The organism is Spiroplasma chrysopicola DF-1 (assembly GCF_000400935.1).
Taxonomy (GTDB): Bacteria; Bacillota_I; Bacilli_A; order Mycoplasmatales; family Mycoplasmataceae; genus Spiroplasma; species Spiroplasma chrysopicola.
This window is the reverse complement of the sequence record NC_021280.1, coordinates 267,239-280,803: the sequence shown is the minus strand read 5'-3', so window position 1 is coordinate 280,803 and position 13,565 is coordinate 267,239. Positions and strand designations below refer to the sequence as shown.

The following is a 13,565-nucleotide window of genomic DNA, read 5'->3' as shown; positions in this document are numbered from 1 at the left end:
CGCTTTGTTTTGCAAGAAAAAACCTTTAATATGTTAAAAAAACAGTAAGAACAACTTTGATTGTTTTTACTGTTTTTTTCGACTAATAAAATTGTTATAAAATTATTCAGCAAAAAAGCTGTCTAATTTTGTTCCTAAGTTTTTGCGTTCTTTTCATCCACCCGCATATTTTTGATAGATTTCCATAATATTATCTTTTTTATGGTTAAAATCAGCTTCATAAACAATTGTCCCCGCTTCAATAATAATTAATTTATTGATGATTTTTTCTAGTTCATCAATAATATGAGTTGTTATGAAAAAACCAATTCCTTTTTGATTTAAAGATTTAATAATATTTAAAATTTCAATCCGTGCCTCAACATCTAAATTAGCTGTTGGTTCATCCATGAAAATAAATTTCGGTTTAAAAATCATTACCCCAGCAATTGCTGCACGTTTTTGCATTCCAGCTGATAATTCCCGGATTAGTTTGTTTTTTGAGTCAGTTAAATCAAACATATCAAGTAACAGCGTAATTCGTTCTTTTAATTCCTTAGGATTAATTTTTGATAAAATCCCAACTAATTCTAAATACTCTTTTACTTTAATATCTTGGGGTAAATTAGTTGAATCAGGTAAAAAACCAATCTTATTATCTTTATTGTAGATTTTGAAAGGTTTTCCATTAACAGTTACTTCCCCAGCGGTTGTTTTTAATTCATTAAAAATTGCTTTAATCGTTGTTGTTTTTCCGGCCCCGTTAGCACCAACAAAGCCAATAATATCAGTTAGATTAAAGGAAAAATTTATTTTATCAATTCCACTGGTTTTATTAAATTGTTTTGTTAAATTTTTAACTACAAATTGTTCCATACTGTTTTCTCCTTAAAAAATAATACTTTTGCGAAATTGGTAGTATCCTCAATAACCAATTAAACCACTGGCTAGTAACCAACTTAAACAAATAATTGTTGGATAAACTATTTTATGATTGGCTGAAACTACAACATTATTTTCATAATCATTCATATCATATGCAAAACTACGGATATTATTTGCTTCAATTGGAGTATTAAATGTTACTGTATGATAATTATTAATAAAATTAGCCATATTTGATCCTAACACTGAATAATCCATACAGTTTTTTTCATTAAATTGATAACTAAAGTTATTTATTGCTCATAAACCAGCTAACGGATTTAAATAACTTTGCAACCGAATTCTTTTCACAATTTCGTTAGTTCTGCTAACATTTGGTTTATTGATAAACATTTTTGAATTAATAACTAGGCGAATTAGCGTTGAATATATTTCATTTTCTCCCGGGGAAGTTAACAATTGTTCATATATATCCATACTATAGTTTGGTGAAAGAGAAAAACCTGACTCTTTATTAACTAACATTGGTGGATATGAATTACCCCATTCATTAATTTTTTGTATCTGTATTCTAGCATAATCATATTTATTAGCAAAATCATAGGCAAATTTAATAACAGCTTTAATCTCTTTTATTTCAGTCTTTGAATACCCTTTTTGGACTAATTTATCAATATTTTTATTCATTATTTTATAAGTATATCAAAGATTATATTTTGGCATTTTGTAAGTTGTTAAATTATCAAAGCCCATATGACCAATACGATAATAAGTTATTCATTCATCTTTTGCTCATTTATTATCAACTTTATCAGCTTGATAAACTTCAGTTTTTAAAATTTCATTTAAATCAAACATTCAGTCATAAACTGTTTGTGGTGCATTTGCTTTTACTGTTGCTCCAGAAAAGAAAATTGGTAAATTAATTGAAACATCTCCATTTCAATAATTATCAAATAACGCTTTTTCATCTTTATCTAAACCTTGAGACTGAGGATTATAAATAATATCATATTTGTTTAAAATATCACCCGGGTTATTACTTAAATCTTTAAAAATTTTATTATTGTTTTTTAGTTTTAAAGCTTTTTGCGCATATTCATTACGAATATTTAATTCATTAATATCTGCCATTACTTCAGTCATTGTTCCATCCAAGAAAACATATGGATTAGTGGCAATTTCCATACATGAAAAAATCAAAGCAATAAAAGTTGATAAGATAATTGCTAAAACAGGTTTACGAAATGAAAAAATCAATAGTGTTAATGCTATTAAAAACACTTGCACAATAAATGTCAGTAAGTAATTTTGGGTTAATTTAATTACTAATAGATTAACATCCTTATTAATTCCAACAATAAAGAAAATATTAATCAGAAATAATCCTAGTAAATATACTCACAACCAAATTAGTGAAATTAAAATTTTTCGTAAATAAATTTGTCAATATGATTGACCCATTCGTAACTCCAGATTCCATGATCCATTTTTATAATATACAATTATTTCTTTGTAAAAATAATACACGATAAATGATGCAGAAAATAAAATTAAAATAATTGGGGCAGTAATTGATAAGACTTGAATAAACTCCATACTCATTTTATATTTTACCCCATATATTAAAACAAATCCTTGTACTGCAATAAACATAACAGCAAATAAAGCTCCTAATATAATATTATTTTTATCCCTAAAAGTTTTTTTAATAAAATAATTATAAACTTTCACTTCAATATTTCTCCTTTTTAATCAGCATATGCTTTGAACTAACTATTTTTGTAAAAGTTTATATTATGTTTGATACAGTTGATAAAATTATAATTAACTTGTTCATAATTATCTCCTTATTAAATTTTTAATTTGTATTTTCTAGGTTATGCTATGAATTTATTATATCGGTTTTTATTTAGATTATGGAATAAATTTAGTTTATTTTAATTATCTTTAAAATTTTTTTATTAAAAGAAAATTTTAAAGATAAAAAAATATGAGAAGTTGCTCATATTTTTTTACTTTATTATTTATCTTCTGGTTTTGATTTTTTTGATTCTTTCCTTTTTTTAGTTTTATTTTTCTTTTTATTTTTAGCCAAACTAATTTTTGCTGAAATTCAGTTCAATGTTCAGAACCCTTCATTTAGTTTTTTTGGTAAAACTAGGTTTAAGAAAATCCCAACAAAAGCAGCTAATGCTGTTCCAGAGAATGATAATGTCCCACTTCCAATTGTAAAGTTAAAGATGGCTCCCCCTAATCCTAACACTAAAATAATTGAAGTAATAAAGACATTACGAATATTACTATAATCAACTTTATTATTAATTAAAACTCTAATCCCATTTGTGGCAATTAAACCAAACATAATGATACTGATTCCACCCATGACAGGACCTGGCATCATTTGGACTAATTGATTAACTGGGGCAATAAACGATAAGATAATAGCAAAGATGGCCGCTAAGCCAGTTACTCACACCGAGGCAATTTTAGTCATTCCAACAACTGAAGTATTTTCACCGTATGTTGTATTTGGTGGTCCCCCAACCATTCCATCAAAGATAATTGAAACCCCATCAGCTATTAATGTACGGTGCATTCCGGGATTTTTAACAAAGTTTTTCCCCGTTAAGGCCCCCATACTAATATGATCACCAATATGTTCAGCAATGACAATAATTGCTAAAGGACTAATTGCTAAAACAGCAGGACCAATATTTTTTGGGTTTAAGTTTCAAAATGCTTTAAATGATGGGTATCATTGTCAAACACTTGGATCATTGATTTTACTTGTATCAAGAATATGATTTTCTGTTCCTAAAGCAAAGTGTAAAATCACACTTAGTAAATATCCAGATACTACCCCGATGATAACTGGAATTACTTTTGTAAATCCTTTACATTTCATTGCCACTAAAGCTGTTACTGTAAAAGTAAAAGCGGCAATTCCAACCCCAATTCAACGAGAATAACTTTGGTTTCATTGGGCTGGGTTTAACCCTGAGTTGTTAATTGCACTAGGGGCAACTGACATCCCAATAATAATAATTAAGGGTCCAACAATAATTGCTGGTAAGATTTTTTCTAAGAAAGTATTCCCAACATAGTAAACAATTACTCCGACGGAAATATAAATAACCCCAACAATCATAATGGCAATAAAAACAGCATTACCATATAATGGATAACATGATCCAATTGCCCCCATGTAGGCAAAGGAACTCCCTAAATACATTGGTACTTTTGCACTTGTACAGACAATATAGATTAATGTTCCAACCCCCGAACAAAATAAGGCCATTGAAATATTCATAACTTCAACCCCAGCAATTTGGTTAATTGTTAATGGCACTAAAACAGTTGATCCAAACATGGCAAAAACATGTTGTAATGATAGAATTGCTCATTGTCACATGTTTTTTGGTCGTTGGTTTGGTTCTAACAATAATTTAATGTCATTAACTTCATAACCTTGCTCAGTAATTTGATTTTGACTTTTCTCCATTTTTCCTCCTGAACCATAAAAAAACTAGTTAAATAAATAACTAGTTTTTTTATTATTAATAATATTTTTTGCAAATAATAGAATGTTAAAAACATTGATAGTAAAACGACTATTTTGTAAAAATCTGCATTTTTTAATAATAGAATTTCTTTGCATTGCTACCTCAACATTCTTAAGAAAAATATTAACACAACCTAATTTAAATGTAAAGAATTTAAAATATATTTTTCAAATAAAACTTTATTATTAAAAAATCATTATTTATAAAACTCAAATTTTTTAGCTTTTTTGATATTTAAATTATATATACTAAAAAATTATTTTTAATATATTAAAATAATTATAATTCCAATATTTTTTAAATTTGTTTTATAGTCATTATAACAAATCTAGTAAATTATATAATTTATCAATCACTTATATTTAAAATAAATTTAAAATTAAATTTATTTTTTACAAAATAAAAAATTTATACATACAGTAAAAAAATAATATATTTTTTTGGCTATCTAAAATGTGATTGTAAAATATTTTTTTTAAAAACATATATTTTATCTACTCTAGTAGCTTTTCCTGACTTAGTTCCCATTGAATTTGTAGCTTTTAATTTTTGTTGAATATTATCTTCATATATTTTAATTAATTTTAAATCTGTCAAATGTTTAAAATCATTTCAAATTTTTTCAAATGAGTAATTAATTTTTTCTGATTTTTTGACATCTCCAATTACTAAAATAATCGTAGAATCTTTATTACATATCTCTGATATATTACTTAAATACTGTAGCATAAAATTCTTATATTCATTAATATTATGCCTATCATCTAATTTAAGATTTTTATTATCCTCTCTTGTATCAAAACCTAGCATTCACATTTTTAACCAATTTTGTTGAGTATAATTAATTATATTTAAATATGGGGGTGAAGTAAATACTAATTTTGGTACTATATTAAAATATTCAGAAATATTTAATGCATTGCCCAATTTAACTTCTGCTTTGTTTTCATAAAATTTAGATTTTTTAAGGATATGTCTTACCCTATTCCGAATTTTATCAAAAATATTATCTTCTGGCTTAATTAAATTATGTTTTAAAGCATAATTTTTAACATAATTAACAGACATTGATGTATGATTACTCATATGCAACGATAAGTAAATAGATTCACCAGATTTTTTCATTGGGCCATGCAAGATACCTAAGGTTATAGCTAAAATAAAATTATCTTCATCACTTAAATTTTTAAAATCCTCACCATACATTTTTTTTATAAATAACAATTGTCTTAAATTTATATCGCTATAATAGACTTTTAAGTCTTGATTAATACAATTTAAATTTAATAATGAATTTTTTGTTTTTAAATATTCTAATTCTCATTTATTTACTCTTGAAATTATCTCATCTTCTCTAAAACTTTTTGCTTTAGCACGAGTAAGAACATAGGCAAACGGATTTAAATCTACTGAATATGCCTTTTTGTTTAAAATTCTTGCTTGTAATAATGTAGTTCCACGCCCAGAAAATGTGTCCAATACAATATCTCCTTCATTTGGAGCATATTCATTAATAAAATGATCGGCTAATGCAGGCGAAAACATAGCTACATATGAGCATATTCTGTGCATCCAATCACCTCAAAGACGACTATATTTTTTTCAAGTTTTATCTTCTGGTAAATTAACAATATGATTAGTTTGTATATTTTTTAATTTAATTAATGTTGCATCTTTTTTCATATTGTCTTTATCCCCATTTCTTATTATTATAATTTTATCTTTTATATTTTTATATACAACGCTTTTTAAACACTTTGTTTAAAATAATCTAAAACTAATTGTAAAAATGAAAATACTATTTCTAAATTAGTTTTTAATTCAGAAGTTATAGTAGTAATCCCAGTATCATTTACTACATCAAAAATATAATGATTTTTATGTATAATTCTGTTTAAATAAATTGTATTACTAGATCAAGAAATAAAATTAGCAAAAGAAGTTAGCAAAGTATCAATTTGATTCTCATTTCTTGAAATAAAAGTACCATATTTTTGTTTTAATGAAATTTTAAGTTTTTTTAAAAAACTTAAAATTTCATTAGCAGATGACTTATTCATAATTGATAAGATGATTTTACCTTCACAGCCATTTCTACAATAGTTTTCTTCTATTTCTTTTTTTAATTCATTATTATTGATAACATCCAAAATATGTTGGCCATAGTGATTTTTAAATCAAGTAGGAGAGTAATTACTATACTTTGTCTTAAAGTCATTAATAATAGATGGTTCAAATATTACAATTATATTTTGAACTAGTTCAGAAGTACTTCTTAGAAGTGATGAAACCAATAAAAAGGGGTAGTACTTGGTTTCTACATAAGCTCTACTATGAATTAATGATTTAAATTCTTTGGTTCAAATGTATATTAATGAAAAAAACATTTTGTCATTTATTAAATTAATTCTTTTCTCTAATTCTATTGCTATTGAATATATTTTATCGACTTCAGGCAAAATATTATGTTTTATTTCAAAATATATTCTTTTTTCATTACTATCAGCAAAAATAATATTGTCTTCTCTTAAAGTTTTTATTGCTTCTATTGAAACTTGGCTAAAACGAATTCTACTACTGTTTGATGAATTAACTAGTTCTTTTGCGTCACCAACACTAGTAATTCCAAGTAATTCTTGAAGTTCAAGAATATATTCAGCTTTAAATTTACGAGTATTTAATTTTCCATTTAAAATTGATTCAACTAAATAAATGCAAACTTGGGCAAAAATACTTTCATTTAAATTACTATCTATTTTCCATGAATAAATATCTATATTTAAATTTATTTGTTTTTTTAAAGATTGAGGATATCCTTCAGAATTTAAAACTTTAATTGTATTAAAAGCAAGCTCAAGCGATGAAACAGAAAATGGTTTACTACTTATTAAATTACCATTAATTTCATTAGCGTCCTCAGAAAGTATGTCGTCTTCTTCGCTGCTAATTTGGTCATCTGTCATTTCAAGTAGGATTTTATTTTGTGGTCGGAATTCATTATATGTATTAATACATTTTAATGATCATAGTGCTCCCTTAAAATCTAATTCATTAATTTTTTTTCCTGTAAAAGTTTCAACAGTAATTCACAGTTCATCAAATTCGTTTTGATTTAATTTTTCATTATTTTTTATGTTATTTTTATTTCTAAATTTAACAACTTCATTATTTATTGATGATAAAACTAATCCACGTGGCCAATTTAATTTTCCTTTTCGATTTCCAAAATGTCTAGAATTAAGAACTTTTCATATTTCACTATCTTGTCTACCACTAACATTATAAATTTTACATTCAATAATTGAAAAATCTAAATTACTACTTTGTTCAAAAATTTTTTCAAACTTTAAATATAAATTAGAAGATATATATTTTTCCAATACTTCTCGAGAAATTCCAATGTTTGAAAGCAAATGAAGAGCAAATAATCTTCTATTCCCTTCTAAAACATAAAAAATATCTGTTCCATCAACATCTTTTATATTATTACTTTCTAAGTAAGGCGATTTAGTAACTAAAATTTCATCAATATTAGGCTCAAAACCTTTACTAATACTTTCAACTAATTCATATAACTTATCAATCATACGCTGATTTTTTAAAAATTTTTTATAATATTCTTCAATGTTTTGTTGATATATATCATTACCATATTCATCGAAATCTTCAATTCCTATATTATTAAAAGATACATCATTACTATTAGTATATCGAGGATTTTTTGCTCAAAAACGTAATTTTTGAGTATTATAATCATTTGTCATATTAATTTCTCCACTATTCTTTATTTTTTAATTTACGTTTTCGCTATATTTCTACATATTTTTTAATATTAATATGATAATTATGTTATTAACTGAAATTACTAATTTTAATATTAAAAATAAAAATATTAATAATATAAAAGTCAAATTATTAAGAAAATTATTTTTATTCTAATATCAATATTTACCATGATATCAATTTTATTTAATAATTTTCTATTCAAAACTAAGCCTCTTATTTTAAACAAATAATTATATTTTGTCTTCCAAAATATTTAATTATTAAATATAGGTTTTTTTCTATTTCTAATATATCACTTCAAGAAAAATTTGTATTTCCACCATGAGCAGCTAAATTTCTATTTTTAATTGCCTCAGATAAAACTTTAAAAATTTCTTTTTTCTTTCTATTACTTCTATTTGTAATATTTTTACTATAGTTAAATATTTTAAATTTTTTAGACAAATTATTAGTAAATAAATTTAAAATTTTTTTAATTTTCTCTTCATTATAATTTGAATTATTCTTAATATTATTTTCTAGATAATTAACTAAAATTTTTTTTGTGGGATTTTCATTATTTCATTTTACATTTCACAAGATTCATTTATATATAAACTGATCAAATATAGACATAATTAAAACTAATAGGTATTTTTCCATACTTTTTCTAATATTTATATTTATATTTTTTTTTATGTTATAAGGATTAATCTCATTTTTGATAAAATTAATCTCATTTGCAATTTGGTTCAATTCATTACTAGGATCTATTCTTAAAAAAATACTTTTTATTTTTTTATTTTTCATCAATAATTTTTTGCAATGCTTTTTTTACAGTTTCATATCTATATTTAATATTTACGAGATCCATTGTTTTTTCTTGAACACATCTTTGATAATCTGAATCTAAAAATATTATATCTATAAACTTATTTTTATCAATTTCATTAAAATTATTCTTAAAGTCATATTTTTTATAAAAAGAATAAAATCCATACATGAAAGAATCAAATACAGAAGTATTGAAAGATTTAGGAATTAACATTTTTTCCTTTTTTTCATATCTATAAAAAGCTTTGGCACCTAAAAAATTATAAATCAATTCTAACAAATCAATAAATTCTTCTTTAAATATTTTTTTATTATTAGGATCAATATTTTTATAGTTTTTCATGCATTCATTTAAAACTTCTTTTAAATTTATTTTTGGTGGTAAACCTGGTGGACTATTTATTACTATATTTTTAAGACCAAAATATCTTAAAATTACTTCAGCATCTAACATCCTTATGTCAACAATGTCTTTTCCTTTATACATTTTTTTTCATATTTCTGTTTCTGCTATTTCATTAAGTAAATCATTAAAAGGCCCTGCATATATAGCATTTCTAATCTCTTGCGAATTTAAAGGTACACTTCCTGTATTAATTCTTTCAAACAGGCCAAAAATGCTATCATTACTATTTTTGGGTATAACTTGCTTTATTATTATTGTCCTAATCAAAGTTCTTTTAATTCTTCTTTTTTCTTCTTCACTTAAATTTGAAAAAGACAGATTTCTTCACTTTTCATTAATAGTTTCTTTTGAAGATAATGCAAATTTACCATTAATATAGTCCTTAGCTGTTGTAATTCTCTGAAGCCCATCTACTATTCAATATTTATTTTTTTCAGTTTCTGAAAAAAATATATTTGGAATAGGAAATCCCATTAATAATGATTCAATAAATTTACTTTTTCTAAATTTATCTCATACCAACTTTCGTTGAAAATTAGGAATTATTAAATCTCCCTCTTTTATCATTGTACATAATTCATTAATTGTAAAATCTATTCCTTGCCAAGTAAAATCATATACATGAGTAGCTAATTCTTCTTCATTCTCAGTTTCTAAATCATTAGAATCATAATTTCAAAATATATCTTTATTAATCATATTTATTTTCCTTACTGTTTTCTAGCTTTTTAACTATTGTTCTATTTTAAAATTTCTTTTACTAATTTTGATACTTTAAATAATTACTAATCTGTTAACTAAATTTTGGCTTAACATAAATTAATAATGTTTAATACAGTTGATAATTATTTTTATTATAATATAAAAATTAGAATTTATATTGAAATTCTAATTTATTTTCTTCTTTTAACTTCTTTACTTATTTACTCAATTAATGTTACTACATAACAACAACTATTTTATTAATTTGCTAACATATGTTGGCAAATTAATATTAAAAGATTATTTACTTTATTATCTATAAGCATTTGTTCCAAAAAATATATGCTTTTTTATAGGTAATTTAAAAATTATTTATTTTTCTATTAATATATCTTTTTATTTTATACTATTTTTACCTAATATCAAGAAAAAATATCTATTATGTTTTAAGGCTATAAATTTAAAATATTAAATTTATTTTTAATAATTTTATTAGATAATTATCTAAAAATATCTTCAATTATCCCTAAATAATTTTCAATTGTATTAATTTGCAAATTTTCTTTTTGATAAAAATTATCTTCAAAAAAACGCCTTCTTATGAACTTATCCTTATTTTCTTAATATTTTGTTTATAAATTATATAATTTATAATAATAATTGTTTCCAAAATTCTTTATTATAAATTATTATTTTATTATTACTTAAATTTTTCATTTTATTTTATCAATAAACAAACAATCAGGACAATTTAAAGTTGTTATGAGATTTTTATTAAAAAATAAAATTTGTAAATATGATGTAGGTAATTTATAATTTTTTTTAATTAGTTTTTTACAAATATCTTTATTATAATATTCCTCTTCTTTTGAGATAATTTTATCATAAAATTCTTTATACGTAGATTCTTTTTCACATGTAAAACAATAAATATTTGGATAAGTCTTATAAATTTCTTCAAAAATCCATATGCATGTTGCAGCATATTTTCTATATTCAACATAAAAATTTAGTTTTAAATCATTGTTATTCTTTAACTGTATTTCCCATTCTTTAAATTTTAAATCTAATTTTTCAATAACTTTAGTCTTTTTTTCAAAATTATGTTTTTTTACAGAAAAATATACAGAAGAAAATAAAATTGCTAAAGTTGAAATTATGCTAGTAATTATACCTGTAATTAAGTATACATCATTAAGATTAGTAGTTGTAATACCAAAAAAATACATTAAATCAATCCTTTTCATTAAAAATTATATATTTATTTTAAAAATTTTAATATACTGCAATTCTATTCCCACTCAATTGTTGCTGGTGGTTTTGAAGTAATATCATAAGTTACTCGATTAATATTGCCCACTTCACTGACAATTCTGCGTGAAACATGAGCCAAGAAATCATAAGGTAATTCACTTCAATGCGCCGTCATAAAGTCGGTTGTATTAACACTACGTAATACAACGGTATAACCATAAGTTCTGACATCTCCCATTACCCCAACTGATTGAACTGGTAATAAAACAACAAATGCTTGTGATACTTCATGGTATAAATGATTTTTATGTAATTCTTCCATAAAGATATGATCAGCTTGTTGTAAAATATCAACTTTCTCCGGGCTAACTTCCCCAATAATTCGAACAGCTAAACCTGGTCCTGGGAACGGATGTTTATAAACAAAGTCATGACCAATTCCTAACAATTCCCCTGTTTTACGCACCTCATCTTTAAATAATTCTCGTAATGGTTCAATTAATTGGAATGGCATTTCTTTTGGTAATCCCCCAACATTATGGTGTGATTTAATTGTTGCTGATGGTCCTTTAACCGAAACTGATTCAATAATATCGGGATAAATTGTCCCTTGTCCTAATCATTTGACATCTTGCATTTTTTGCGCTTCTTCATTAAAAATTTCAATAAATAACTGACCAATGATTTTTCGTTTTTGTTCGGGATCAGTTACTCCTTTTAAACTATTAAAGTAACGTTCTTTGGCATCAATGCGCATCACATTTAGCCCAAATTGTTGTTGTAACTGTTGAATATCATTTCAACCACTATCTAAGCGTAGTAATCCTGTATCAATAAAAATACATTGTAATTGACTACCAATTGCTTGATTTAATAAGACAGCACAAACACTTGAATCAACTCCACCTGATAAGGCTAAAATAACTTTATCTGCTTTAACTGTTGTGCGAATATTTTCAACAGTGGTTTCAATAAATGATGAAAGTTTTCAGTCAGCCGCACACTTAGCAATTTTAAAGGCAAAATTAGCTAATAATTGTTTCCCTATTACCGTGTGGGTTACTTCTGGGTGAAATTGTAACCCATAAATTGGCAGTGAAATATGTTTAATTGCACTAATTGAATTAATAGTATGCCCTAGTTGTTTAAACTCTGGGGGTAAAATTTCAATATGGTCAGCATGGCTCATTCATACTTGTTCATTATTCTTAATTTGATCAAATAACTCATCACTTGTTTCATCTAGCATCAAACTAGCAAAGCCAAATTCTTGTTTTGCAGATCGACTTACTTTTCCATTAAATAAATGACAAGTTAACTGCATGCCATAACAAATTCCTAAAACAGGAACCCCTAGGTGATAAATTGCTTTTTCAATTAGAAAAGCATCTTCAGCATAAACAGAAGCTGGTCCTCCTGATAAAATAATCCCTTTAATCCCGGGTCCCTTTAGCTTTTCTAAGCTAACATTATACGGTCATACTTCACAGTAAACTTCTAAATCACGAATACGACGGGCAATTAATTGCGTATACTGTGAACCAAAATCTAAAATAACAATAAAATTTTTTTCTTTCATAATTTTCCTATCCTCGATAAATATAGATATCTTCTAATTGACGATAACGATCATCAACATCAAATCCATAACCAACAACAAACTCATCTTTAATATCAAATAAGGCTTCATACTCATATTTAAAGTCTGGGTGACAAACAACTTTATCAGCTAAACAAACAACCCGTAAACTTTTTGGTTTTAATTTTTTAATTTCTTCAATAACAACCGATAATGTTTTCCCAGTATCTATTAAATCCTCAATTAATAAAACATCTTTATTTTCAATATTTTTTGTCACTGCTTTACTAAAAATAATTTCTCCCGTTGAATTAATCCCTTGATAACTTGAGACAGTAATTGTATCAATAACAATATAATTATCAATCCGACGGAGTAAATCACTAAAAAAGAATAATGAACCATTCATAATTCCAATACAATGTAAGATTGTTCCTTTATAAAGTTTAGTAATTTTTTCCCCATATGCTTTAATGCGACTTTGTATTTCCTCAGCGGAAATATATAATTCTAATTTTTCTTTATCCACTTTTTTTCTCCTTTACCCCAAAAAATAAAAACATAAACAATTTAACTTGCTAAACTGATTATGTAA

Annotated in this window: 10 protein-coding genes; all 10 read right to left on the bottom strand. The window is 24.6% G+C overall.

Translation table 4 applies throughout. From position 1 onward, the window contains the following. Positions 1–102: 102 nt before the first annotated feature. The 10 genes from SCHRY_RS01340 to SCHRY_RS01295 all read right to left on the bottom strand — a co-directional run bounded on the left by SCHRY_RS01340 (position 103) and on the right by SCHRY_RS01295 (position 13,499). Entirely contained in the window at positions 103–855 is a 753-nt protein-coding gene (locus SCHRY_RS01340; RefSeq protein ID WP_016338675.1) for an ABC transporter ATP-binding protein, read from the bottom strand. Between the two features lie 12 nt (positions 856–867). Beyond that, positions 868–2,598: a hypothetical protein gene (locus SCHRY_RS01335; protein ID WP_016338674.1), complete on the bottom strand. Its 1,731-nt coding sequence runs from the start codon at positions 2,596–2,598 to the stop codon at positions 868–870. 289 nt (positions 2,599–2,887) lie between these two features. Next, the gene (locus tag SCHRY_RS01330) at positions 2,888–4,369 is read right to left on the bottom strand and encodes a uracil-xanthine permease family protein (protein ID WP_016338673.1); all 1,482 of its coding nucleotides are present in this window, start codon (positions 4,367–4,369) and stop codon (positions 2,888–2,890) included. A 505-nt stretch (positions 4,370–4,874) separates the two neighbouring features. After that, on the bottom strand, positions 4,875–6,113 hold the full coding sequence (locus SCHRY_RS01325) for a DNA methyltransferase (protein ID WP_016338672.1): 1,239 nt from the start codon (positions 6,111–6,113) through the stop codon (positions 4,875–4,877). Positions 6,114–6,178: 65 nt separating this feature from the next. Next, positions 6,179–8,194 carry a hypothetical protein gene (locus SCHRY_RS01320; RefSeq protein WP_016338671.1) on the bottom strand — a complete coding sequence of 672 codons (2,016 nt, stop codon included), beginning with the start codon at positions 8,192–8,194 and terminating at the stop codon, positions 6,179–6,181. 235 nt (positions 8,195–8,429) lie between these two features. After that, positions 8,430–9,005, bottom strand: coding sequence for a HEPN domain-containing protein (locus SCHRY_RS01315; RefSeq protein ID WP_016338670.1), 576 nt, complete (start codon positions 9,003–9,005; stop codon positions 8,430–8,432). After that, entirely contained in the window at positions 8,995–10,134 is a 1,140-nt protein-coding gene (locus SCHRY_RS01310; protein WP_016338669.1) for a DUF262 domain-containing protein, read from the bottom strand. The genes SCHRY_RS01315 and SCHRY_RS01310 overlap by 11 nt, the downstream gene beginning before the upstream one ends. 707 nt (positions 10,135–10,841) lie before the next feature. Next, a complete protein-coding gene (locus SCHRY_RS01305; protein ID WP_016338668.1) occupies positions 10,842–11,366 on the bottom strand; it encodes a hypothetical protein in 525 nt (174 codons plus the stop codon). A gap of 62 nt (positions 11,367–11,428) precedes the next feature. Then, positions 11,429–12,970, bottom strand: coding sequence for a glutamine-hydrolyzing GMP synthase (gene guaA, locus SCHRY_RS01300; protein ID WP_016338667.1), 1,542 nt, complete (start codon positions 12,968–12,970; stop codon positions 11,429–11,431). A 7-nt stretch (positions 12,971–12,977) separates the two neighbouring features. After that, positions 12,978–13,499: a phosphoribosyltransferase gene (locus SCHRY_RS01295; protein WP_016338666.1), complete on the bottom strand. Its 522-nt coding sequence runs from the start codon at positions 13,497–13,499 to the stop codon at positions 12,978–12,980. Positions 13,500–13,565 lie beyond the last annotated feature (66 nt).